General features: G+C 67.7%; 20 protein-coding genes. 9 read left to right on the top strand and 11 right to left on the bottom strand.

The genetic code is table 11. The features are described from left to right. Window positions 1–32: 32 nt before the first annotated feature. Both HWX39_RS32750 and HWX39_RS32745 read left to right on the top strand, forming a co-directional pair. The gene (locus HWX39_RS32750) at window positions 33–2,396 is read left to right on the top strand and encodes a UvrD-helicase domain-containing protein (RefSeq protein WP_175971723.1); all 2,364 of its coding nucleotides are present in this window, start codon (window positions 33–35) and stop codon (window positions 2,394–2,396) included. Continuing rightward, window positions 2,393–3,190 (top strand): 5'-methylthioadenosine/adenosylhomocysteine nucleosidase, encoded by a 798-nt coding sequence (locus HWX39_RS32745; RefSeq protein ID WP_175971722.1) that lies wholly within the window; start codon window positions 2,393–2,395, stop codon window positions 3,188–3,190. The genes HWX39_RS32750 and HWX39_RS32745 overlap by 4 nt, the downstream gene beginning before the upstream one ends. Before the next feature lie 74 nt (window positions 3,191–3,264). On the opposite strand, the gene HWX39_RS32740 is transcribed toward HWX39_RS32745, so the two are convergent. Beyond that, window positions 3,265–4,503 (bottom strand): MFS transporter, encoded by a 1,239-nt coding sequence (locus HWX39_RS32740; protein WP_175971721.1) that lies wholly within the window; start codon window positions 4,501–4,503, stop codon window positions 3,265–3,267. A 407-nt stretch (window positions 4,504–4,910) separates the two neighbouring features. Between HWX39_RS32740 and HWX39_RS32735 the strand changes: the two genes are divergently transcribed. Next, complete coding sequence (locus HWX39_RS32735) at window positions 4,911–6,584, top strand: methyl-accepting chemotaxis protein (RefSeq protein WP_175971720.1); 1,674 nt, start codon at window positions 4,911–4,913, stop codon at window positions 6,582–6,584. A gap of 66 nt (window positions 6,585–6,650) precedes the next feature. Here the strand turns inward: HWX39_RS32735 and HWX39_RS32730 are convergent, their stop codons facing one another. The 4 genes from HWX39_RS32730 to HWX39_RS32715 are packed head-to-tail and all read right to left on the bottom strand — an operon-like array spanning window position 6,651 to window position 11,562. Beyond that, entirely contained in the window at window positions 6,651–7,526 is an 876-nt protein-coding gene (locus HWX39_RS32730) for an HlyD family secretion protein (RefSeq protein ID WP_011351755.1), read from the bottom strand. Between the two features lie 12 nt (window positions 7,527–7,538). After that, on the bottom strand, window positions 7,539–7,742 hold the full coding sequence (locus HWX39_RS32725) for a DUF1656 domain-containing protein (RefSeq protein ID WP_011351756.1): 204 nt from the start codon (window positions 7,740–7,742) through the stop codon (window positions 7,539–7,541). Continuing rightward, window positions 7,739–9,940, bottom strand: coding sequence for an FUSC family protein (locus HWX39_RS32720; RefSeq protein WP_175971719.1), 2,202 nt, complete (start codon window positions 9,938–9,940; stop codon window positions 7,739–7,741). Before HWX39_RS32720 ends, HWX39_RS32725 begins: the two co-directional genes overlap by 4 nt. Window positions 9,941–9,954: 14 nt before the next feature. Next, window positions 9,955–11,562 (bottom strand): efflux transporter outer membrane subunit, encoded by a 1,608-nt coding sequence (locus HWX39_RS32715; RefSeq protein WP_175971718.1) that lies wholly within the window; start codon window positions 11,560–11,562, stop codon window positions 9,955–9,957. Window positions 11,563–11,719: 157 nt separating this feature from the next. Here HWX39_RS32715 and HWX39_RS32710 point away from each other — a divergent pair, with 157 nt between their 5' ends. Together HWX39_RS32710 and HWX39_RS32705 are read left to right on the top strand one after the other, a co-directional pair. Continuing rightward, on the top strand, window positions 11,720–12,661 hold the full coding sequence (locus tag HWX39_RS32710; protein ID WP_175971717.1) for a LysR family transcriptional regulator: 942 nt from the start codon (window positions 11,720–11,722) through the stop codon (window positions 12,659–12,661). A gap of 117 nt (window positions 12,662–12,778) precedes the next feature. Next, window positions 12,779–12,931 (top strand): hypothetical protein, encoded by a 153-nt coding sequence (locus HWX39_RS32705; RefSeq protein WP_163008969.1) that lies wholly within the window; start codon window positions 12,779–12,781, stop codon window positions 12,929–12,931. Between the two features lie 59 nt (window positions 12,932–12,990). On the opposite strand, the gene HWX39_RS32700 is transcribed toward HWX39_RS32705, so the two are convergent. The 4 genes from HWX39_RS32700 to wrbA are packed head-to-tail and all read right to left on the bottom strand — an operon-like array spanning window position 12,991 to window position 16,296. Next, the gene (locus tag HWX39_RS32700) at window positions 12,991–13,821 is read right to left on the bottom strand and encodes a metallophosphoesterase (RefSeq protein ID WP_175971716.1); all 831 of its coding nucleotides are present in this window, start codon (window positions 13,819–13,821) and stop codon (window positions 12,991–12,993) included. A gap of 25 nt (window positions 13,822–13,846) precedes the next feature. Further along, window positions 13,847–15,265 carry an FAD-binding oxidoreductase gene (locus HWX39_RS32695; protein WP_175971715.1) on the bottom strand — a complete coding sequence of 473 codons (1,419 nt, stop codon included), beginning with the start codon at window positions 15,263–15,265 and terminating at the stop codon, window positions 13,847–13,849. Window positions 15,266–15,286: 21 nt separating this feature from the next. Then, complete coding sequence (locus HWX39_RS32690) at window positions 15,287–15,679, bottom strand: DUF2069 domain-containing protein (protein ID WP_175971714.1); 393 nt, start codon at window positions 15,677–15,679, stop codon at window positions 15,287–15,289. Next, a complete protein-coding gene (wrbA, locus tag HWX39_RS32685) occupies window positions 15,676–16,296 on the bottom strand; it encodes an NAD(P)H:quinone oxidoreductase (protein WP_175971713.1) in 621 nt (206 codons plus the stop codon). Before wrbA ends, HWX39_RS32690 begins: the two co-directional genes overlap by 4 nt. A gap of 145 nt (window positions 16,297–16,441) precedes the next feature. Here wrbA and HWX39_RS32680 point away from each other — a divergent pair, with 145 nt between their 5' ends. Further along, entirely contained in the window at window positions 16,442–17,773 is a 1,332-nt protein-coding gene (locus HWX39_RS32680; protein ID WP_175971712.1) for a YihY family inner membrane protein, read from the top strand. Window positions 17,774–17,789: 16 nt separating this feature from the next. On the opposite strand, the gene HWX39_RS32675 is transcribed toward HWX39_RS32680, so the two are convergent. Further along, on the bottom strand, window positions 17,790–18,107 hold the full coding sequence (locus tag HWX39_RS32675) for an Mpo1-like protein (RefSeq protein ID WP_175971711.1): 318 nt from the start codon (window positions 18,105–18,107) through the stop codon (window positions 17,790–17,792). Between the two features lie 158 nt (window positions 18,108–18,265). Here HWX39_RS32675 and HWX39_RS32670 point away from each other — a divergent pair, with 158 nt between their 5' ends. From HWX39_RS32670 to aroC, 3 genes are all read left to right on the top strand, one after another. Continuing rightward, complete coding sequence (locus tag HWX39_RS32670; protein ID WP_006488504.1) at window positions 18,266–18,721, top strand: CBS domain-containing protein; 456 nt, start codon at window positions 18,266–18,268, stop codon at window positions 18,719–18,721. 142 nt (window positions 18,722–18,863) lie between these two features. After that, the gene (locus HWX39_RS32665) at window positions 18,864–20,798 is read left to right on the top strand and encodes an MFS transporter (RefSeq protein WP_175971710.1); all 1,935 of its coding nucleotides are present in this window, start codon (window positions 18,864–18,866) and stop codon (window positions 20,796–20,798) included. A 275-nt stretch (window positions 20,799–21,073) separates the two neighbouring features. Then, window positions 21,074–22,174: a chorismate synthase gene (aroC, locus tag HWX39_RS32660; protein ID WP_122945138.1), complete on the top strand. Its 1,101-nt coding sequence runs from the start codon at window positions 21,074–21,076 to the stop codon at window positions 22,172–22,174. A 136-nt stretch (window positions 22,175–22,310) separates the two neighbouring features. Here the strand turns inward: aroC and HWX39_RS32655 are convergent. Then, on the bottom strand, window positions 22,311–23,136 hold an 826-nt coding region (locus HWX39_RS32655; protein WP_175971709.1), incomplete at its 5' end, for an electron transfer flavoprotein-ubiquinone oxidoreductase.

The following is a 23,136-nucleotide window of genomic DNA, read 5'->3' as shown; positions in this document are numbered from 1 at the left end:
CCGCATTTTTCTCGCCCGTTCGCTGCCGCTCCATGCCCGATCTGCTCGCCAATCTGAACCCCGAACAACTCGCCGCCGTCACGTTGCCGAACGAACCGGCGCTGATCCTCGCAGGGGCGGGCAGCGGCAAGACCCGCGTGCTGATTACCCGCATCGCGTGGCTGATCCAGCAGGGCTACGCATCGCCGCCCACCGTGCTCGCCGTGACCTTCACGAACAAGGCCGCGCGCGAGATGATGGCGCGCCTGTCGGCGATGATGCCGATCGACACGCGCGGAATGTGGATCGGCACGTTCCACGGCCTGTGCAACCGGATGCTGCGCACGCACTGGCGCGACGCCGGCCTGCCGCAGACCTTCCAGATCCTCGATACGGCCGACCAGCTGTCCGCGATCAAGCGGCTGATGAAGGCGGCGAACGTCGACGACGAGAAGTACCCGCCGAAGAACGTGCAGTACTTCATCAACAACGCGAAGGAGCAGGGGCTGCGTCCCGACAAGGTCGACGCGTCCGACAACTTCAACCGCAAGTTCGTCGAGCTGTACCAGGCTTACGACCAGCAGTGCCAGCGCGAGGGCGTCGTCGATTTCCCCGAGCTGCTGCTGCGCTGCTACGAACTGCTCGCGTACAACGCGCCGCTGCGCGCGCACTACCAGGCGCGCTTCAAGCACATCCTCGTCGACGAGTTCCAGGACACCAACAAGCTGCAGTACGCGTGGCTCAAGATGCTCGCGGGCGGCCAGAACGCGATCTTCGCGGTCGGCGACGACGACCAGTCGATCTACGCATTCCGCGGCGCGAACGTCGGCAACATGCGCGACTTCGAAAACGAATTCCGCGTGCGCAACCTGATCAAGCTCGAGCAGAACTACCGGTCGCACGGCAACATCCTCGACGCGGCGAACCAGCTGATCTCGAACAACGCGCACCGCCTCGGCAAGAACCTGCGCACCGATGCGGGCCACGGCGAGCCCGTGCGCGTGTACGAGGCGAGCACCGATTCGCAGGAAGCCGGCTGGATCGTCGAGGAGATCCGCTCGCTGATCAACACCGGGATGGCGCGCAGCGAAGTGGCCGTCCTGTACCGCAGCAACGCGCAATCGCGTTCGATCGAGCACACGCTGATGTCGTCGGGCATCCCGTACCGCGTGTACGGCGGCCTGCGCTTCTTCGAGCGCCAGGAAGTGAAGCATGCGCTCGCGTACCTGCGCCTGATCGACAACCCGAACGACGACACCGCGTTCGTGCGCGTCGTGAATTTCCCGACCCGCGGCATCGGTGCGCGCTCGATCGAGCAACTGGCCGACGCCGCGCGCCTGTACGGCTGCTCGATGGCTGCCGCGATTCCGTACGTGACGGGCAAGGCCGGCACGAGCCTCGGCGGGTTCGCAAACCTGGTCGCGAAGATGCGCGCCGATACGCAGCACATGAACCTGCCCGATACCGTCGAGCACATCGTGCGCGCCAGCGGTCTTGCCGATTTCTACCAGGGCGAGCGCGAAGGCCAGGACCGTCTCGAGAACTTGCAGGAACTGGTGAACGCGGCCACCGCGTTCATTGCCGAGGAAGGCTACGGGCTCGACACGCCGGCCCGCTCGATCCCGCTGCGCGCAGGTGCGATCGCGGCGCCGGCGCTCGGCACCGCGACGGACGATCCGGCGCTCGACGTGCTCGATCCGGTATCGCCCGCCGACCCGGCACAGAACCCCGACACGATGACGCCGCTCGCCGGCTTCCTGTCGCATGCGTCACTGGAGGCTGGCGACAACCAGGCCCAGGCCGGGCAGGACGCGGTGCAGCTGATGACGGTGCACGCGGCGAAGGGGCTCGAATTCTCGGCCGTGTTCATCACGGGGCTCGAGGAAGGGCTGTTCCCGCACGAGAACAGCGTGCTCGAATCGGATGGCCTCGAGGAAGAGCGCCGGCTGATGTACGTTGCGATCACGCGCGCGAAGGAGCGGCTCTACCTGTCGTTCGCACAGAGCCGGATGCTGCACGGCCAGACGCGCTACAACGTGCGCTCGCGCTTCTTCGACGAGCTGCCCGAACACGTGCTCAAGTGGCTGACGCCGAAGGTCGAGGCCGGTTCGCGCTGGGGTGGTCGATCGGACAACGCCGGGTACGGGCGCGACTGGTTCGCGCGGCCGGGCGGCGGCAGTCGCGAGCAGATCGTCGACCCGGCCGTGTCCGCACCGCTGCCCGCGTTCGCGGACAAGCAGCGCGCGGCCGATGCCGGTTTCCGGGTCGGCCAGCAGGTGTTCCACACCAAGTTCGGCGAAGGCACGGTCACCGCGCTCGAGGGCAACGGCACCGATGCGAAGGCGCAGGTGAAATTCAAGCGGCACGGCGAGAAGTGGCTCGCGCTCGCGGTCGCGAAACTGCAGGCGGTGGAATGATGGGCATCGACAACTTTGCGACGCCGGTGGCTCGTCCGCTCGGCATTCTGGCCGCGCTGCCCGAGGAACTCGGCGACCTGATCGCCGCGATGCGCGCCGACGGCGCGATGAAGACGGTCACGCTCGGCCGTCGCGATTATCACGTCGGCACCGTGCATGGCGCGACCTGCGTCGTGACGCTCGCACGGGTCGGCAAGGTCGCGGCCGCCGCGACGGTCAGCGCGCTGATCCACGTGTTCGGCGTGGCGGGCGTCGTGTTCACCGGCGTCGCGGGTGGCGTGTCGCGCACCGTGCGCGTCGGCGATGTCGTCGTGGCCGATACGCTGCTGCAGCACGATCTCGATGCGTCGCCGCTCTTTCCCCGCTACGAGGTGCCGCTGCTCGGCATCACGCGTTTCGCGACCGACGCGGCGCTGACGGCGAGCCTGCGGGCCGCGTGCGCGCAATTCGTCGAGGAAGAGGGCGCGCAGTTCGCCGCGCGCTTCGGCCTGGCCGGTGCGACGCAGCATACGGGGCTCATCATCAGCGGCGACCGCTTCGTGTCGAGCGAGCGCGAGGTCGTCGCGCTGCGTGACGCATTGCCGGATGCGCTTGCGGTCGAAATGGAAGGGGCCGCGATCGCGCAGGTGTGTGCGGAGCACGACGTGCCGTTCGCGCTCGTACGTACGATCTCCGACACGGCCGACGATCATGCGACGCAGTCGTTCTCGCACTTCCTGTCGGCGATCGCGAGCAGCTATTCGTCCGGCATCCTCAAGCGTTTCCTGACGCTGCATGCGACGACGGCGGCCTGAGGCCGCCGTCGTTTGCTTCACTTCTTCCTTCAAGCCAATCGACCGGCCGCGGCGCGCACGCCACGGCCGCCTCGTCACGCCTTCTTGCGCCGGCTGCTTTCGAGGTTCGGCAGGAACACCGTCAGCACGCCGATCAGTGGCAGGAACGAGCACACCTTGTAGACGAACGCGATGCTCGTCGCGTCGGCGAGCTGGCCGAGCACGGCCGCGCCGACCCCGCCAAGGCCGAACGCGAAGCCGAAGAACAGGCCCGCGACCATCCCGACCTTGCCGGGCATCAGTTCCGTCGCGTAGACGAGGATCGCGGCGAACGCCGATGCGAGCACGATGCCGATGATCACGGTCAGCACGCTCGTCCAGAACAGGTTCGCGTACGGCAGCAGCAGCGTGAACGGCGCGACGCCGAGGATCGATACCCAGATCACGTACTTGCGGCCGATCCGGTCGCCCACTGGCCCGCCGATCAGCGTGCCGGCCGCCACGGCCGCGAGGAACACGAACAGGTGGATCTGCGCGGCCTGCACCGACAGGTGGAACTTGTCGATCAGGTAGAACGTGAAATAGCTGTTGATGCTCGCGAGGTAGAAGTACTTCGAGAACACGAGCAGCACCAGCACGCCGATCGCGCCCATCACGCGGCCGCGTGACAGCGTCGGGTGGCCGGCCGCCGCGGCCTTCTTCTTCATCGACGGATGCTTTTTGTACCAGTGGCCGATCTGCGTAAGCACGATCATCGCGACGAGCGCGGCCGCCGAGAACCACGCGATGCTGTGCTGGCCGTGCGGGATGATCACGAGTGCGGCAAGCAGCGGCCCGAGCGCGGAACCCGCATTGCCGCCGACCTGGAACACCGACTGCGCGAGCCCGTGCTGGCCGCCCGACGCCATCCGCGCGACGCGCGACGATTCGGGATGGAACACCGACGAGCCGCAGCCGACGAGCGCCGCGGCGACCAGCAGCATCGGGAAATTCGGCGCGACCGACATCAGCAGCAGCCCCGCGAGCGTAAAGCCCATGCCGACCGGCAGCGAATACGGTTTCGGACGCTTGTCGGTATAGAGGCCGATGAGCGGCTGCAGCAGCGATGCGGTGATCTGGTAGGTGAGCGTGATCAGGCCGATCTGCGCGAACGACAGCGCGAACTGGCTCTTGAGCATCGGATAGATCGCGAGGATCAACGACTGGATCATGTCGTTGAGCATGTGCGAGAAGCTGATCGCGCCGAGCACCGGGTACACGGTGCGGGAGACGGGGGGCGCGGACGGCCGGGTGGCGGCTGCGCCGGCGGAGCCGGTGTCGAAGCGGGTTTCCATGTGAGAGCTGAACGAGTTGAGGTGGCGGGCGCGCTCTGCTGGGGATGGGCGCGTCTTGAATCGTTGCTGCGTCAAAGAAGTGTAATGTGGCGCATCGAGAATGTCCGGACAAGTTTTATCGCGAATCGGACATCCATCTGACGGATCGGCCGGTGCCCGCTTTTTTGGCCGGGTATAACGCTGGCGGCGCGCCTGCCCGTCAGCGGAGCCGCGCCCGGGGCCGGTGCGTGGTTTCCCGGACTCAAGAAACGGCGGTGGCGGCCGTAGAACGACCCAATGACAACAGGCGCGCCGCGCCCGGCGCCGGCTATCCGCCGGTGCGGGCGCAGGACGCGCGGCATGGCCAGCCATCGCGGGAATGCCGGGACCGACCTTTCCGGCTGCGTGATCAATACGGGGATAGTTCGATGAAAGCAGCATCTTTGCATCCACAGCCAGGTGCGGCACCCGCCGCCCCCGACGTTGCCGCCGGTCGCGCCGCCCGGCGCCTGCGGGCGGCGCGTCGCGAGCGCCGGCCGTGGACCGTCAAGGCGACGTTGCGCGCCGCATTCGCAATCCTGCTCGTCGGCACGCTGGTGATCGGCATGTTTTCGCTGTGGCAGATCAGCCGGCTGAATGCGTCGATCGCGTCGGTCTACGAGCAGGGGCACGTCGCGAGCCGCGCGGCCGAGGAGGTCCGGGCCGAAATGCTGCGCGCGAGCCGTGCCCAGAAGATGCTGCTGACCGCGACCACCGCGAAGGAGCGCGACGAACTGGGCGCCGACGTGAGCGCGGGGCTCGCGTCGATCGGCCAGGCGCTCGGCACGCTGCAGCGCTACGCGGATCCGGCCGATGCCGACGATTCGGCGCGGCTGCGCGCATTCTCGACGGCGGTCGGCACATGGCGCGCGCACCTGCGCGATTTCGTCGAACTCGTGCGCGCGCAGCCGCTCGACCTGTCGCAGATGAACTGGCAGGTCGGCACGCAGGACGTGTCGCTGCTGGTCGAAACCGGCAAGCTCGAGAAACTCGTCGCCGAACTCGTGAAGACGCGCGGTGCGAAGTCGAAGGCGACGCTCGATGCGTCCGCCACCATTTTCTCGTCGTCGTTCGCGATGATCGCGGCGATGACGGTTGCGCTGATCGTGCTTGCGGTCGTGATCGCCGAGCGCGTCGTGCGCCGTCTCGCGTCGCAGCTCGGCGGCGAGCCCGCGCACGCGAAGGCGATCGCCGCGGACATCGCGCGCGGCGACCTGACGCGACCCATCGAGCTGGGCCGGCACGACCGCGACAGCATGGTGCGTGCACTGGCCGAGATGCAGACGGGGCTCGCGGCGACTGTCGGCGAAATCGCCGTCAGCGCCGAGGCGATCGCGGCCGCGTCGGGCGAGATCTCCACCGGCAATCTCGATCTGTCGAAGCGCACCGAGCAGCAGGCTGTCGCGCTCGAACGCACCGCGGCCAGCATGGAGCAGCTCACGTCGACCGTACGGCAGAACGCGGAGAACGCGCGGCAGGCGAGCGCGCTCGCGGCCAACGCGTCGGCCGTCGCGGAGACGGGTGGGGAAGTCGTCGGGCGGGTGGTGGCGACGATGAGCGAGATCGACGACAGCGCGAAGAACATTCGCGACATCATCGGCACGATCGAGGGGATCGCGTTCCAGACCAATATTCTCGCGTTGAACGCGGCGGTCGAGGCCGCCCGCGCTGGTGAGCAGGGGCGCGGCTTCTCGGTGGTTGCGGGCGAGGTTCGCCTGCTCGCGCAGCGCTCGGCCACCGCGGCGAAGGAGATCCGCGCGTTGATCGGCGCGTCGGTCGAGCGTGTCGCGAACGGTGCGGCGCTCGCGCACGATGCGGGCCGCACGATGGGTGACGTCGTGCGCGCGGTCAAGCGCGTGACCGACATCATCGGTGAAATTTCTGCCGCTTCGGACGAGCAGAGCGCCGGGATCGACGAGATCGGCCGCGCGGTCACGCAGATGGACGCCGGCACCCAGCAGAACGCGGCACTCGTCGAGCAGGCGGCCGCCGCGGCGAACGCGCTCGACGAGCAGGCGCAGGCGTTGAAGTCGCTGGTCGGGCGCTTTCGCATCGCGGCCTGAGCGCGCCCGGCAGCGGGCCGGCTGGCTGTGACGCGCGCATCCGGCGGGTTGCCGGCTGTTCCGCGCTTACGACTTCTTCTGCTTGTCGGGATCGATGATGACCGTGCAGGTCGTGCCTGCCGACAACACCACGTCGGCCGGCACGTCGTCGATCTTGATGCGCACCGGCACGCGCTGCGCGAGGCGCACCCAGTTGAAGGTCGGGTTCACGTCCGCGACGAGGTCGCGGCTCTGCGGGTTGTCGCGATCGTAGATGCCGCGCGAGATGCTTTCGACGTGGCCCTTCATCACGCCACCGCTCATCAGCCGCATCTCGGCAGGCGCGCCGATCTTCACGCGCGGCAGCTTGGTTTCCTCGAAGTAGCCGTAGACCCAGAACGAATGGCTGTCGACGATCGCGAGCTTCGCCTGGCCGGCCACCGCGTAGTTGCCCTTGAACGTCTGCAGGTTCGTGATGTAGCCGTCGACCGGTGCGACGACGCGTGTGCGCTCGAGGTTGAGCTTCGCGGCGTCGAGCGCGGCGATCGCCTGCTGGTACTGCGCGTCGGCGCTCGACGCGCTATGCGCGGCGTTCTCGCGGTTTTCCTTCGACACGACGAGCGCGTCGAGATCCGCGCGGCGGGCCGCGTCGTCACGGCGCATCTGCAGTTCCGCGCGACGGGCGGCGACGGCCGCTTGCGCCTGCTCGACCGCGATCTGGTAGTGCGACGGGTCGATCTGCATGATCAGGTCGCCCTTTTTCACGAGCTGGTTGTCATGCACGGGCAATTCGACGATCGCGCCCGACACGTCCGGCGCGACGTTGACGATCTCGGCGCGCACGCGCCCGTCGCGCGTCCACGGATCGTCCATGTAGTGCACCCACAGCGAGCGCCCGATCAGGATCGCGACGAGAAGAATGACGGCGGTCGCGACGAAGCCGAAGAGTTTTCTGAGAATCATGATGGTTCGGAATCAACGGTAAACGGCAAGACTCAGTCCGCCGCAAATGCAGACGAGAAGGCAGGCCCGGAACAGCGACGGGTGCCAGACGAGACGGTAGAGGCCCGTATAGGCGAGCAGGCGGTCGACGGCCCAGGTCGCGAGCGCGCCGAGGACGAACATCAGCACCACCGTGGGCATGTAGGCATCGAGAATGGCGATTTCACGCGGCATCATGACGAGGCTCCTGGTTGGGGACGCACGGGGCGGTTGCGGTTGAGCGCGGCGAGCGGCGATTCGGGATCGAGCAGTGCCGTGCGCACGAAATGCAGGTGGCTCAGGATGCGCTGCAGCCGGTGACGTTCCTCGCGCGTCGGCGTGAACGCGTCGAGCGTCTGCCGGGTCGCGTCGATCGCATCGTTGACCGCGGCGAGCGTGGCGTCGAAGCGTCCGGCGTCCGGCCGGGTGAACAGCGACGCCAGCGCGGCGCGCATCGTCTCGATCGCGCGTCGCCACGGCGTTGCCGGCGCGTAGCGCGGGTCCGGCGGCAGCGTCGCCAGCTCGTGGCGCAGGTCGATGGCCGCATTGCCGGTTTCGAGCACCGCGAACATCCAGCGCAGCGCGTCGCGCTGCACGTCGGGTTGGTCGGCCGACAGCGTGTGCGCCTGGTACATCAGGTCGCGCGCGCCGCTCTCGAAGCGCGTGCGCAATCCGGCGAGCCGCGCATGGCAGGCCGCGACAGCCTGGTGACGCAGGTCGGCGAACAGCCGCTTCTTGAGCCACGGCGCGGTCGGCGGGAACAGCACGGCGAACGCGATCGCCGATACCAGCATCGACAGCAGCAGCGCGAGCGCGTCGTTCATGAAGCTGGTGGGATCGTAGTGCGTGATGCTGTCGGGGCCGGCCAGGAAGCAGAAGAAGATCAGGTAGCCCATTCCGTAGCCCGCGAGCTTCGGCTTCAGCGTCATGTAGATGCCGATCGCGAGTAACGGCGCGAGCGCCGCGCACAGCAGGACGAAGCCGTCGATCCGCGGGTAGATGCCGAACATCAGCAGGAAGCCGGTGCAAACGGCCAGCGCCGTGCCCATCCCCATCTGCGCGGCCATCGCGGTCGGGCGCGGCGCCGACGACGCGAGCGCGCAGGTCGCCGCGGCGTTCAGCACCAGCATCACGCCGCTCGGCCACGCGGTCTCGATCCAGAACCAGCCCAGCGCGAGAATCACCGTCGCGGTGCGAATCCCCGCGATCGTGGCGGCCGTCCGGTTCGTACGCGGCTCGTAGCGTTCGATCCAGCGTTCGCGCTCGTGCGTCGCGGTCGCGAGCGACGCATAGGTCGCCGCGTATTCCTGCAGGTCGGTGATGAAGCGGTACAGCAGTTCGGCGGCCGTGTCGAAGTCGAGCAGCGGGAAGTCGGGCTGCGTTTCGAGTTCCGCGCGCGTCGCGCGGATGCGGCGCGGCAGCGCGTCGCGCCACGCGAGCAGTTGCTCGGCCGAGTGCGCGGCGTCGACCGACGTGTGCACGGGTTCGCCATCGCGCGTGAGCAGCGGCGCGATTTCGCGGAAATACGGTTCGATCGCATCGATCGCGGCCTGCGCACCGGCTGCGTGCAGCCGGTTCATCAACTGATGCAGCGCGTGAAAGCGGCTCGACGCGCTCATGAACTCGCTGTTCAGTCGCGCGAGGCGGCCGCTGCGCATGCGCGTGTCCGGGTTCTCGAACACGGCCATGCTGCGCGCGGCCTCGAAGCCGACTACGTCGGCGACGAAGCGCGTGTGGATGGTCTCGATGTGCGCGCGGTCGAGCTGGCCCGACAGCGCCGACGCGACGTAGTCGACGAAGCTGCCGAAGCGCTTGCGCACCGTCGTGCGCATCTGCTCGCCTGTGTACTGCGGAAACACGAGCGCGCTGACGACGCCGGCCGACACGATCCCGATGATGACTTCCGAGACGCGCGTCATCGCGCTCATGAATGCACCGTCAGGGTGTTGCGACGCGGGCAGGCCGATCAACGCGGTCGTATAGCCGGCGAGCAGGAAGCCGTAGCTGCGGAAGTTGCGGTTGCGCGCGGCGCCGGCGGTGCACAGCGCGATCCACAGCGCGATGGCCAGCAGGAACAGCTGCGGCTGCTGCGGGAACAGCCCGACGAACGTGAGCGTCGCGACGAGCCCGAAGATCGTGCCGGCGACCCGGTAGAAGCTTTTCGCGAGCACGGCGCCGCTTTGCGGCTGCATCACGATGAAGACGGTCGTCATCGCCGTCTTCGGTGCCGGCAGGTCGAGCCGCATCGACACGCCGAGCGCGATGAAGGTCGCGAGCAGCGCCTTGAACAGGTAGAGCCACGCGGCGCCGTCGGTGCGGGCCCAGTCGCCGAACGCGGCGCTCCAGGCAGAGAACGGACCGCCGGCGGGCGTGGAAGCGGGGGGGAAGGCTGACATGGCGTCGCTCCGCGTTACCGTGCGGCCGGCACGCCGGACGCACCGGCGGCGGCCACCTGCGCGGGCCGGGCGACTGCCGCCACGGGCTTGGCACCCGGCGCGGCGGCAGGCGCGGCTGCGCCCGCGGCGGATTCGTCGTGCGACGGATGGCTGCTCGGCGAGTGATCGCCCTGCAGGTCCGTGCCCGTCTCGACGCCGCCGCCGAGCGCGGCCATCAACTGAGCGTGTGCGGCGAGGCGTTCCGCATCGATGCGGGCGGCCGTCTCCTGCGCGCGCAGCAACTGCTGCTGCGCGACCAGCACGTTCACGTAGTCGGTCAGCCCGCGGCGGAACCCTTCGCGCGACAGCTGGTAGCTGCGGTCGTTGGCGGCCACCGAGCGTGCGGCGTCCTTCTTCTGCGTATCGAGCGAACGGATCCGCACGACCTGGTCGGCGATGTCCTTGAGCGCGCCGACGATCGTCTGGTTGTAGCGCTCGACCGCCTGGTCGTAGCCGGCATTGGCCGCGCCGAGCTGCGCGCGCAGCCGGCCGCCTTCGAAGATCGGCAGCGACAGCGCGGGGCCGGCCGTCCAGCCGCCGTTCATCGCGCGCAGGAAGTCGGTGAAGGGCGCGGTCACGCCGAAGCCGCCGACCGTCGCGAGCAGGTCGATGTTCGGGTAGAAAGACGCCTTTGCGACATCGATGCCGCGCGCCTGCGCGTCGACCGTCCAGCGCGCCGCGACGACGTCGGGGCGGCGGCCGAGGAGGTCGGCCGGCATCGCCGACGGCAGGCCGGCAGGCGCGTCGAGCGACAGCTGCGGCCGCTTGATCGCGTCGCCCGCGCCCGGACCCTTGCCGGCCAGCGCGGCAAGCTGGTGCCGCGCGAGCTGGATCGCTTCCTCGTAGCTGTCGATCTGGCGCTCATAGTCGGGCAGTGTCGATTCCGCCTGGCTCACCTCGAGCTGCGTGCCGAGGCCCGCCTGCAGCCGCTTGCGCGCGAGATCGGCGAGCGAATGCTGGCGTTCGAACGTCTGGTGCGCGAGATCGAGCAACGCATAGTTCATCGACATCTGGACATACGCGCGCACGACGTTGACCTCGAGCTCGAGCTTGGCCGCGCGCGCATCGGCGACGGTCGCATGCGCCGTGTCGAGCGCGCGCTCGGTCGCGTTCTTGTCCTTGCCCCACAGGTCGAGGTGGTACGACAGGCCGAGCGTGCCGGTGTTGTTCCAGGTATCGGCGTTCGCGAGCGGCCCCGGGCCGTAGTACACGTTGTCCGGCCAGTGCTCGCGCATCAGCGAGAGGTTGCCGTTGATCTGCGGCAATTCGGCCGAGCGGGCCACGCGCGCCATCGCCTGCGCTTCGCGCACTCGGGCCTCGGCGGCCGCGAGCGTCGGGTTGCCGGCCTGGGCGGCAGCAATCCAGGCGTCGAGCTGCGGATCGCGGTAGGCGCGCCACCAGTCGGCCGCGGGCCAGCCCGCGTCACGGTCGGCCGCACGGATCGCGGCGCCGGCGTCGAGTGCGTTCGCCTCGATGCGGGCCGACTGCGGCTTGTTGTCGCCCATGCTCGCGCATCCGGCCATTATTAATGAGACTGCAAGAACCGCCAGTGCGAGCGTCCCTTTTGTCGCCGGAGACTGCACGATTTTCTCCCTTTCGGATATAGATGAGTCGGATGCGATTATATTTTTCAGTGATTCCTGAATAAATGGACAAGGGTGCAAGTCATTTTTACGAATCCTGAGACAATACTTGTTCGCCTCTGTGCAACAATCCGTCCGGATTCAAATGGGCAATGGGATGGATACGTTACAAAACATGCGGGTATTCGTCCGCGTGGTCGACGCGGGAAGCTTTACCGCGGCCGCCCAGCAGATGAATTCGACCACCGCCTACGCGTCGCGCGCGGTTTCCGATCTCGAGGCGCACCTGCGCACGCGCCTGCTGAACCGCACGACGCGCCGGATCGCGCTGACCGAAGCCGGCGAGCGCTACCTGCAGCGCTGCGAGCAGATCCTCGCGTATGTCGACCAGGCCGAAGCCGAGGCGGGCGACGCGCATGCGCGCCCGTCGGGCAAGCTGAAGGTTCATTGCTTCACGAGCCTCGGCCAGCACTACCTGGTGCCGGCCGTCGCGCGCTATCGCGAGCGCTACCCGGACGTGCACGTCGAGCTGACACTTGCGCAGCGGATGCCCGACCTGCTCGACGAGGGCTATGACGTCGCGATCGTCGTCGGCCGCGACCTGCCGGATTCGGGGCTCGTGTCGCAGCGGCTCGGCGAGAGCTACAGCGTGGTGTGCGCGTCGCGCGGCTATGTCGAGGCCCATGGCGTGCCGCAGCGGCCGGCGGATCTCGCGCAGCACATATGCCTCGGGATGGTCGCGCCGGGCTTCCAGTTCGACGAATGGGCGCTGGCGGGGCCGAACGGCGACGAGGTCGTCCCGATCACGGCGCCGCCGTTTCGCGTCAACGTCGCCGAGGCGCTCGCGGTGGCCGTGCGGGAAGGGATGGGGATCGGCGGGCTGCCGCTCTATTCGGCGATCGGCTGGTTGCGCAGCGGCCACATCGTGCGCGTGATGCCCGAATACCGGTCGCACGTGATGAACATCTATGCGCTGTATCCGTCGCGCCAGTACCTCGACGCGAAAATTCGCACCTGGGTCGATTTCCTGCGCGACGAACTGCCGGCCACGCTCGCAGCCGACGAAGCCGCGCTCGAGCAGTACACGCGTGCGGCATGACAGCGCGGTTGACTGCAATCTGACGAGATTTGTCCTTCACGCAACATTTTTTTACGAACGCGTGTCAGACAGTTTGATACTGTGGGAATTAACGAGATACGCAACCCCGGAGCAGCAATGGATACGCACCTGATGATCGGCCTTGGAGTCTTGCTGGGCGCGGCCGCGGCCGCCGCGGCGACCCGCGACCTGCTGCGCGCGATGAAGGCGAAGGCGCAGATGAAGCCGGTGCCGGTGCGGGTGCGCGAGCAACGCCGCCCCGGCCGCTGATCCCGCTGTCACGCTCCGGGTCGAACAAGGCCGCGCAACGCGGCCGGGCGGGCCGGCGTTCAGCCGAGCTCGACGACCTTGTCCCACGCGAACGCGGTGTTTTCCAGTTCGCCGGTGCGCCGGTGGATGTAGCCGCGCGGGTTGCACACCACGCGTGTGCCGCCATCCGCCACATAGTCGAATGACGTATGCGTGTGGCCGTGGAGCCACAGATTGACCGGCGGCCGCACGAGTGCCGCCATGTCCGTCACGAATCCCGCCGACGCAAGGTCTTCCGCATAGCGCTCCGCCAGCGAGCGCCGGTGCGGCGCGTGGTGGGTCACGACGATCGTTTGGCCCGCGAACGGCGTCGCGAGCTGCGCTTCGAGCCACGCGCGGCTGCGTCGATGCAGCGCGATGGCGTCGGCCGGCGAGAAATCCCGTTCCGGCGTGCCCGGTACCGCATGCAGCGCCGCGTCGTGCGGCCAGGTCACCTGGATCAATCCCTTGAAATCGAGCATCACGCGCAGCCCGGCCTCGATCGACCCGGCAACGCTGGCTTCGTCGGCGCCGAACAGTGAAAAATCGGCCCAGAGCGTCGTGCCGAGCACGCGAAAACGCTGCCCGGGATCGACGTAGACGTCGTTGTTCAGGTAATGCACATTGTCGAGCGCCTGCGCCGCATCGCGCATCGCCGTCTCCAGCGCGCCGAATTCCCCGTCGTAGTACTCGTGGTTGCCCGGCACGTAGATCACCGGCACCGCGGGATCGAACGTTTCGGCGGCCCAGCGCAGGCCTTCCGCGTGATTGTGGATGTCGCCGGCCAGCACGACGAGATCCGCATCGGCATGCGGGATCGCGTCGGGCAGGTTGCTTTCGAGATGCAGGTCGGACAGGACGCGGACTTTCACGGACGTGGCTCCGGAGTGGGTGGCTTCAGCGCAGGACCTTGCCGGGATTCATCAGGCCGCGCGGATCGAGCGCGGTCTTCAGCGTGCGCATCAGCGTCGTTTCGACCGGTGACTTGTAACGCTGCGCGTCGTCGATCTTCAACTGGCCGATGCCGTGCTCCGCGCTGATCGTGCCGTGGTGGCGGTGCACGTTGTCGTAGACGATCCGGTTGATCGGCGCCTGGAACGCGGCCAGGAACGCTTTCGGATCGCCGCCTTCGGGCATCTGCACGTTGTAGTGGAGGTTGCCGTCGCCGAGGTGGCCGAACGTGACCATCCGCGCGCCCGGCGCGGCTTGCTGGATCGCCGCGTCGGTCTCGTCGATGAAGCGCGCGATCGACGAAATCGGCACCGCGATGTCGTGCTTGATGTTGAGCCCCTCGTCGGCCTGCGCGAGCGGGATGTGTTCGCGCAGGTCCCAGAACGCACGCGACTGCGCGAGATTCTCCGCGACCACCGCGTCGACCACGAGCCCGGCCTCGAACGCCTCCTCCATCAGTTTCTCGAACAGCGCGCGCGCATGCGCTTCGCTTTCGTTGTCGGACAGTTCGAGCAGCACGGTCTGCGCATGCGTCTGCGCAAACGGGTAGCGCAGTTGCGGGTAGTGCTTGCCCACGAGCTGCATGCAGAAGTCCGACATCAGCTCGAAGCCGGTCAGCAGCGGCCCGGCCGCGCGCTGCGCGAGCGCGAGGAAATCGAGCGCCGCGTGCGGCGACTCGAGCGCGGCGAGTGCCGTGACCTGCGCGGCCGGCAGCGGATGCAGCTTCATCACGGCCGCCGTGATGATCCCGAGCGTGCCTTCCGCGCCGATGAACAGGTCGCGCAGGTCGTAGCCGGTGTTGTCCTTGCGCAGTCCGCGCAGGCCGTCCCAGATTTCACCCTGGGGCGTCACGACCTCGAGCCCCAGACACAGCTCGCGCGCATTGCCGTAGCGCAGCACGGCGGTGCCGCCCGCATTGGTCGACAGGTTGCCGCCGATCGTGCAGCTGCCTTCCGCCGCGAGGCTCAGCGCGAACAGCCGGCCGCCTTCGCGGGCGCGCGCCTGCACGTCGGCGAGGATCACGCCGGCTTCGACGGTGATCGTGTTGTTGTGCGGATCGAGCGCACGCACGCGGTTCAGCCGCGCGATGCTCAGCACGGCCTGGCTGCCGCTCGCGTCGGGCGTGGCGCCGCCGGCCAGGCCCGTATTGCCGCCTTGCGGCACGAGTGCGATGCCGTGTGCATTGGCCAGCTTGACGAGCGCGGCGACTTCGGCGGTGTTCGCGGGCTTCAGCACCGCGCATGCGGCACCCTTGTAGCGGCGGCGCCAGTCGGTCAGGAACGGTTCGGTATCGTGCGGGTCGGTCAGCACATGATCGGCGCCGATCGCGTCGCGGCACGCGGAAACGAAAGCTTCGGAGGACATCTTCACCTTGTCGCGTAAGGGTCAGGACGCAGCGCGCGACTTTTTCGCCGCGCGCTTGAACGGCGCGACGTACGCCAGCGCCGCCGCGAAGAAGGCGACGGCAAGCGTGGTCTCGCACCAGCCGAGCGTCGCGGACAGTCCGCGATCGGACATGCCGCGCACGACGCCTTCGGCGAAATAGACGAGTATCAGCATGCTCGCCCACTGCATCGTATAGATGTTACGCCGCCAGACGCCCGGCAGCGCGAGCGCGAGCGGGATGGCCTTGAGCATCAGCGCGGAGCCGCCCGGGCGCAGCGGTGCGAGCCACAGCTCCCACGCGAGCGACAGCGCGATCAGCGCGACGAGGCACGCGGTGGCGACCCGCGCGTAGCGCGGCCGGGCCGCGACGGCGGGGCGGGCGGGGGCATTCATGCGGCGTCGGCGGCCTGGGCGCTGGAGAGGGCGGCCGCCGCGCGCGCGAGCCGCACGCCGAGCGCGGCCGCGAGCGCCTTTTCGTCCGCCGACAGCCCGGCGGCTGCCGAGCGATCGTGCTGCGCGACATGCGACGCGCCGTACGGCGTGCCGCCGGTGCGCGTCGTGGTGAGCGCGGATTCCGTGTACGGGATGCCGACGATCATCATCCCGTGATGGAGCAGCGGCAGCATCATCGACAGCAACGTCGATTCCTGGCCGCCGTGCAGGCTGCCCGTCGACGTGAACACGCTGGCCGGCTTGCCGGACAGTGCGCCCGACAGCCATTGCGGTGTGGTGCCGTCGAGGAAATACTTGAGCGAGGCGGCCATGTTGCCGAAACGGGTCGGCGAACCGAGCGCGAGGCCCGCGCATTCCTCGAGATCCCGCAGTTCCGCGTATGGCGGGCCGTCGGCGGGGATGTCGGGGGCAGTGGCTTCGCAGACGGCCGACACGGGCGGCACGGTGCGGATGCGGGCCTGCATGCCCGGCACGCTGTCGATGCCGTTCGCGATCGCGAGCGCGAGATCGCGCGTGGCGCCGTGACGGCTGTAATAGAGGACGAGAATGTCTTTCATGGGCGACGGAGCCGCGTGCGGCCGCGCGCGCGCCCGGTGCAGTCGGCCCCTGCTGGAATCGAGCGGCTATTATAGGGGCTGAAGCCGTCGCGCAGCGCGGCGGCGGCGCGCCGTCGGGCGCGCGGAATCAGGAAGGAGAAACCGTTTGCCGAAGTTGAGCGTCGATCTCGACACCATCAAGCGCCTGGCGCAGTTCGCGGCCCGGCGCAGCGCCGAGGATCGCATCCCGCAAGTGGCGGGCAGTCTGACGTTTACGACGATGCTGGCGCTCGTGCCGCTCGTGACGGTCGCGTTCGCGCTGTTCACCGCTTTCCCGATGTTCGCGTCGTTCCAGATCTCGCTGCAGGGGTTCCTCGCGGATCACCTGATGCCTGCGCAGTTCAACATCCAGATCTTCAAGTACCTGAACCAGTTCGCGTCGAAGGCGAAGGGGCTGACGACGGCCGGCCTGATCGTGCTCGTCGTCACGTCGGTGATGACGATGATGACGATCGAGTCGGCCTTCAACCTGATCTGGCGGGTGCGCAAGCCGCGGCCGTTCGCACAGCGCGTGCTCGCGTACTGGGCGCTGATTACGCTCGGCCCGCTGCTGTTCGGCGTGAGCCTGTCGATCTCGTCGTACCTGTTCACGCAGTCGCTGGCGTTTACGGGGGCGGCGCCGTCGACGTCGATCGTCGAATGGCTGCTCGCGCTCGTGTCGCTACCGCTGACGGTGCTCGCGTTCACGCTGCTGTACGTGTACCTGCCGAACTGCACGGTTGCATGGCGCGACGCGGTGATCGGCGGGCTGTTCGCGGCCGTCGCGTTCGAGCTCGCGAAGCGCGGCTTCGGCTACTACGTGCGGCGCATTCCGACCTATACGGCCGTCTATGGCGCGTTCGCGGCGTTGCCGGTGTTCCTGTTATGGGTGTACCTGAGCTGGTTCATCGCGCTGCTCGGCGCGATGGTGGCCTCTGCGCTGCCGGCGATCCGCGTCGGCCAGTTCCACCGTATCCACTATCCGGGCAGCGATCTGCTTGACGCGCTGGAAATGCTCGCGCGGCTGGCCGACGCGCGCACGGCCGGCAAGCGCGGCTACACGGCGATGCGGCTCGCGACCCTGCTGCGCTGCGACATGGAAACCGCGCAGCGCTTGCTGACGACGATGGAGGAGCGCGAATGGATTGCGCGGCTCGACGGCGGCGGTGAGACCACGCCGCGCTACATCCTGCTCGCGAACCCCGAGCAGCTGACGCTTGCGCAGCTGTTCGACGTGCTGGTGATCGACCGCACGGAGCTCACCTACCAGCTGCAGCGGCGCCGCAGCCACGTGGATGGCGCTGCGCTGCTCGCGGTGCTGTCGAGCGACCGGTTCGACGTGTCGCTCGCATCGCTGATCGCCGCGCACCGGCTCGCGGGCGCGCAGCCGGCGGCGATCCCGGGGCAGGCGCCGGGCACCGTGTCCGACCCGCATGCGCGGCCGCCGCGGCCGGCGTGAGCGGGGCGCTCGGCCGCTACAGCGGGATCTTGCCGGTGCAGATATCCTTGAACATCACCCAGTCGCCCATCAGGCTGTAGATCGGGTGCCGGAACGTGGCCGGGCGGTTCTTCTCGAAGAAGAAGTGTCCGATCCACGCGAACCCGTAGCCGCAGACGACGGCTGCCGGCAGCCACGGCCAGTTTCCGGTCGCGATTGCCATCGCGACGCAGCCGATCACGCCGAGCGAGCCGATGAAGTGCAGCCGGCGCGACGCCAGGTTCTGGTGTTCGTTCAGGTAATACGGGTAGAAATCGGCGAAGCTGGCGAATTGCTCCGAATGCGTATGCGCCATGGACGTCTCCTCTGGCCGCTGTTCATAGGGCCATTGTGCTGCCGGCAGACCGCTTCCGCAAGCGGGGCGCGGCCCGCCGCGCGGCCCCGAGCTTTCCTTTTGACAGGCTTTCCGATAGGATCGAAAGAGGTTTTGCATTCAAGCATGAGGGGACTACGATGCGCGTCAGCGATATTCTGAAAGTGAAGGGCAACACGCTGTTTACGGTGACGCCCGATAAGCCGCTGCGCGAAGCGGTCGATACGATGGCCGAGCACGACATCGGTTCGCTCGTCGTGATGGAGTATGGCGATCTCGTCGGGATGCTGACGTTCCGCGAGATCATCCTGCGCCTGCACGTGAATGGCGGCGCGATCGGCGACGTGCAGGTGCGCAAGGTGATGGACGAGCCGCTCACCTGCACGCCGGAAACGGACGTCAACGAAGTGCGCCGGATGATGCTCGAGCGCCATGCGCGCTACATGCCGGTGCTCGACAAGAAGGTGCTGATGGGCGTCATTTCGTTCTACGACGTCGCGAAGACGGTCGTCGAGGCGCAGAGCTTCGAGAACCGGATGCTGAAGGCGTACATCCGCGACTGGCCGGAATCGGAAGCCGAAGCGCACAAGCCGTGAACCACGCCGCGCCCTGCGCCCTGACGCGCGGGCGTCGCCATCCGGCACGCGGCGGCGCAGGTTGGTCCTGCGCCGCCGTTTTTTCAACGACAACACGACAAGGCCCGCGCAGCTTCGCCAAGACGACGCGCGCGTATTCCGCATGAGCGATCAAACGCAAGCCACATCCGGGCAGCGCGACGAACGGCGCGCCCACGCGTCGCAGTTCGACCTGCTGCGCGAGCGTCGTTTCGCGCCGTTCTTCACGACCCAGTTCCTCGGTGCGCTGAACGACAACGTCTTCAAGATCGGCTTCACGTCGCTGGTCACCTATCACACCGCGCGGTTCTCCGGCGTCGATGCGAAGACGGCCGCCTTCCTGATTTCCGCAATCTTCATTTTGCCGTTCGTGCTGTTCTCGGCGACGTCCGGCCAGATCGCCGACAAGTACGACAAGGCAACCCTCACGCGATTCGTGAAGACCTTCGAGATCGTGCTGATGCTGGTCGGCGCGGCGGGCTTCGTCACGCACAGCGCGCCCTTGCTGTACCTGTGCACGTTCATGATGGGGATGCACTCGACGCTGTTCGGGCCCGTCAAGTATTCGTACCTGCCGCAGCATCTCGGCGAGCACGAGCTGGTTGGCGGCAACGGTCTCGTCGAGATGGGTACGTTCATCGCGATCCTGATCGGCACGATCATCGGCGGCGCGGCTGCGGGCATCGAAGGCAGCGGCGAGCGCGTGCTCGCGGTGAGCGTCGTCGTCATCGCGATCGCCGGGCGACTTGTCTCGCAGCGCGTGCCGTCCACGCCGGCGCCTCAGCCCGATCTCGTGATCAACTGGAATCCGGTCAGCGAGACCTGGCGCAACCTCGGGCTCGCACGCCAGAACCGCACCGTGTTCCTGAGCCTGCTCGGCATCTCGTGGCTGTGGTTCGTCGGTGCGACGTTCCTCACGTCGTTCTTCAATTTCGCGAAGGATGTGCTGTCCGCGAGCCCCGACGTCGTCACGATCCTGCTCGCGACGTTCTCGGTCGGCATCGGCCTCGGCTCGCTGCTGTGCGAACGGCTGTCACAGCGGCGCGTCGAGATCGGCCTCGTGCCGCTCGGCTCGATCGGCATCAGCGTATTTGCGATCGAGCTGTATTTCGCGAGCCATGCGCTGCCGTCGCCCGGCCATCTGCTGTCGGTCGGAGAATTCCTGGCCGGCGCGCGCCACTGGCGCATCCTGGCGGACCTGTTCCTGCTCGCGATGTTCGGCGGCTTCTACAGCGTGCCGCTGTACGCGCTGATCCAGAGCCGCAGCGCGCCGACGCACCGCGCGCGGATCATCGCCGCGAACAACATCCTGAACGCGCTGTTCATGATCCTGTCGGCCGTGATGGCGATGGGGCTGACCAAGGCCGGCGTCGACATCCCGGGGCTGTTCCTCGTCACCGCGCTGCTTAACGTGATCGTCGCCACGTATATCTATCTGCTCGTGCCCGAGTTCCTTCTGCGCTTCGTTGCGTGGGTGCTCGTACACACCTTCTACCGGATTCGCCTCGTGCATGCGGAGCGGATTCCGGCAGAAGGGGCCGCCGTGCTCGTGTGCAACCACGTCAGCTACGTCGACGCGCTCGTGCTGGCCGCCGCGAGCCCGCGTCCGATCCGTTTCGTGATGGATCACCGGATCTTCAAGACGCGCTTCGCGAGCTGGGTGTTCCGGCATGCGAAGGCGATCCCGATCGCGCCGCGCCACGAGGATCCCGCGATGCTCGCGCGCGCGTACGACGCATGCGAGGCTGCGCTGAAGGAAGGCGAACTCGTGTGCATCTTCCCGGAAGGCAAGCTGACGAAGACGGGTGACATCAACACGTTCCACCACGGCATCACTGAGATCCTGACCCGCACGCCGGCGCCGGTGATTCCGATGGCGCTGCGCGGGCTGTGGGGTAGCTATTTTTCGCGGCATACCGATGCGCGGATGCCTCGGCCCATCAAGCGCGGCGTCATGAGCCGGCTGACGCTGGCGGTCGGTGAGCCGGTCCCGGCGTCGGTCGCGACACCCGAGTCGCTGCAGGCCGCGGTGACCGAACTGCGCGGCGCGCGAAAGTAGGCGGCGGGCAGGTGGCGTCAGGCGGCCCCGAGCGGTGCGGTACGGCTCCGATCACTCGCCGATTCAATTGAGGCTTGCCTGCTTTCGTCCGCGCGAAGGTTGGCTTGCCCGTCCCACGGTGCGTCCTGCCGGCGACATGCCGTGCAGGTCCCGCGCCGGCGGGACGACTGGCATAATATAGGTCTGTCTATATTTCATGACGCGCAAGATATAGGCCTGTCTATATTTCGGCAGGTCCGTACTGGCTTGTCCTTTTCTCTTTGGGCGGTTCCATCATGTCCGGCAATACCCTCGGCACGCTTTTCACTGTCACGACCTTCGGCGAATCGCACGGTCCCGCGATCGGCTGCGTGATCGATGGTTGCCCGCCGGGAATGGGGCTGACCGAAGCCGACATCCAGGTCGAGCTCGATCGCCGCAAGCCCGGCACGTCACGTCACGTCACGCAACGGCAGGAGGCCGACGAGGTCGAGATCCTGTCGGGCGTGTTCGAAGGCGTGACGACCGGTACGCCGATCGCGCTGCTGATCCGCAACACCGACCAGCGCAGCAAGGATTACGGCAACATCGTCGAGACGTTCCGTCCCGGCCACGCTGACTACACCTATTGGCAGAAGTACGGCATCCGCGACTACCGCGGCGGCGGCCGCTCGTCGGCGCGCCTGACCGCGCCGATCGTCGGCGCGGGTGCGGTTGCGAAGAAGTGGCTGCGCGAGCGCTTCGGCGTCGAAGTGCGTGGCTACATGAGCGGCCTCGGCGAGATCGACGTGCCGTTCGTCGACTGGTCGCACGTGCACGAAAATCCGTTCTTCTCGCCGAATGCGGCGGTCGTGCCGGAGCTCGAGGCGTACATGGATGCGCTGCGCAAGGACGGCGATTCGATCGGCGCGCGCATCGACGTCGTCGCGTCTGGCGTGCCGGTCGGCTGGGGCGAGCCGGTGTTCGACCGTCTCGATGCGGACATCGCAAAGGCGATGATGAGCATCAACGCGGTGAAGGGCGTCGAGATCGGCGCGGGCTTCGAAAGCGTCGCGCAGCGCGGCTCGGTGCATGGCGACGAGCTGACGCCGGGCGGTTTCGTCGGCAACCATGCGGGCGGCGTGCTCGGCGGGATTTCGACGGGGCAGGACATCACCGTGTCGATCGCGATCAAGCCGACGTCGAGCATCCGCACGCCGCGCCGTTCGATCACGAAGGCCGGCGACGAGGCGACGGTGGAAACGTTCGGCCGTCACGATCCGTGCGTCGGCATCCGCGCGACGCCGATCGCCGAGTCGATGCTCGCGCTGGTGCTGATCGACCATGCACTGCGCCATCGCGCGCAGTGCGGGGACGTCGAGACGCCGACGCCGAAGATCGCAGGCAGCGCGACCTGACGCAAGCGGGCAGGGCGCTGCACGTCTCGCCCGGCCATTGCGCGGAGCATGCAAAACGGGGCGCTGCTTCAAGCAGCGCCCCGTTTCGTTTGCGGCGTCTGATCAACGCGCCGTTCGTGGCGGCGCGTTCCGGCAATTACATGTTCGGGTAATTCGGCCCGCCGCCGCCTTCCGGCGTGACCCACACGATGTTCTGCGTCGGGTCCTTGATGTCGCAGGTCTTGCAGTGCACGCAGTTCTGCGCGTTGATCACCAGGCGATCGCTGCCGTCGTCGTTCTTCACGAACTCGTATACGGCCGCCGGGCAGAAGCGCCCCTCCGGCCCCGCGTAGGTACGCAGGTTCACGTTCACCGGCACGTTCGCATCCTTCAGCGTCAGGTGTGCCGGCTGGTTCTCCTCGTGGTTCGTGTTCGAGATGAACACCGACGACAGCCGGTCGAACGTCAGCTTGCCGTCCGGCTTCGGATACTCGATCGGCTGGCATTGCGACGCCGGCTTCAGCATCTCGTGGTCCGCGTGCTTGTGGTGCAGCGTCCACGGCACGTTGCCGCCCATCACCTTCTGCTCGAGCCCGACCATCAGCGTGCCGAGGTACAGGCCCTTCGCCATCCACTGCTTGAAGTTGCGCGCGCGGTACAACTCCGTGTACAGCCACGACTGCTTGAAGGCGTCCGGATACGCGTTGAGCTCGTCGCCCTGGCGGCCGGCCTGCACCGCGTCGAACGCGGCGTCGGCCGCCAGCATGCCGGTCTTGATCGCCGCGTGGCTGCCCTTGATCCGCGAGGCGTTCAGGAAGCCCGCGTCGTCGCCGATCAGCGCGCCGCCCGGGAACACCGTCTTCGGCAGCGACAGCAGCCCGCCGGCCGTGATCGCGCGCGCGCCGTACGACACGCGCTTGCCGCCTTCCAGGAACGCGCGGATCGACGGGTGCGTCTTGTAGCGCTGGAATTCCTCGAACGGC

The organism is Burkholderia sp. BCC0322, from assembly GCF_902833045.1.
GTDB lineage: Bacteria > Pseudomonadota > Gammaproteobacteria > Burkholderiales > Burkholderiaceae > Burkholderia.
Note: the sequence above shows the minus strand (reverse complement) of the source record. Positions and strands in the feature narration are given on the sequence as shown.

Excerpts from the sequence above, each read along its gene's own strand:
- aroC (WP_122945138.1), top strand. The coding sequence starts at position 21,074 with ATGTCCGGCAATACCCTCGGCACGCTTTTCACTGTCACGACCTTCGGC.
- HWX39_RS32720 (WP_175971719.1), bottom strand. The coding sequence starts at position 9,940 with ATGTCAGCCTTCCCCCCCGCTTCCACGCCCGCCGGCGGTCCGTTCTCT.
- HWX39_RS32665 (WP_175971710.1), top strand. The coding sequence starts at position 18,864 with ATGAGCGATCAAACGCAAGCCACATCCGGGCAGCGCGACGAACGGCGC.
- HWX39_RS32725 (WP_011351756.1), bottom strand. The coding sequence starts at position 7,742 with ATGATGCCGCGTGAAATCGCCATTCTCGATGCCTACATGCCCACGGTG.
- HWX39_RS32745 (WP_175971722.1), top strand. The coding sequence starts at position 2,393 with ATGATGGGCATCGACAACTTTGCGACGCCGGTGGCTCGTCCGCTCGGC.
- HWX39_RS32750 (WP_175971723.1), top strand. The coding sequence starts at position 33 with ATGCCCGATCTGCTCGCCAATCTGAACCCCGAACAACTCGCCGCCGTC.
- HWX39_RS32675 (WP_175971711.1), bottom strand. The coding sequence starts at position 18,107 with ATGGCGCATACGCATTCGGAGCAATTCGCCAGCTTCGCCGATTTCTAC.
- HWX39_RS32710 (WP_175971717.1), top strand. The coding sequence starts at position 11,720 with ATGGATACGTTACAAAACATGCGGGTATTCGTCCGCGTGGTCGACGCG.
- HWX39_RS32690 (WP_175971714.1), bottom strand. The coding sequence starts at position 15,679 with ATGAATGCCCCCGCCCGCCCCGCCGTCGCGGCCCGGCCGCGCTACGCG.
- HWX39_RS32735 (WP_175971720.1), top strand. The coding sequence starts at position 4,911 with ATGAAAGCAGCATCTTTGCATCCACAGCCAGGTGCGGCACCCGCCGCC.
- HWX39_RS32670 (WP_006488504.1), top strand. The coding sequence starts at position 18,266 with ATGCGCGTCAGCGATATTCTGAAAGTGAAGGGCAACACGCTGTTTACG.
- HWX39_RS32705 (WP_163008969.1), top strand. The coding sequence starts at position 12,779 with ATGGATACGCACCTGATGATCGGCCTTGGAGTCTTGCTGGGCGCGGCC.
- HWX39_RS32730 (WP_011351755.1), bottom strand. The coding sequence starts at position 7,526 with ATGATTCTCAGAAAACTCTTCGGCTTCGTCGCGACCGCCGTCATTCTT.
- HWX39_RS32740 (WP_175971721.1), bottom strand. The coding sequence starts at position 4,503 with ATGGAAACCCGCTTCGACACCGGCTCCGCCGGCGCAGCCGCCACCCGG.
- HWX39_RS32695 (WP_175971715.1), bottom strand. The coding sequence starts at position 15,265 with ATGTCCTCCGAAGCTTTCGTTTCCGCGTGCCGCGACGCGATCGGCGCC.
- wrbA (WP_175971713.1), bottom strand. The coding sequence starts at position 16,296 with ATGAAAGACATTCTCGTCCTCTATTACAGCCGTCACGGCGCCACGCGC.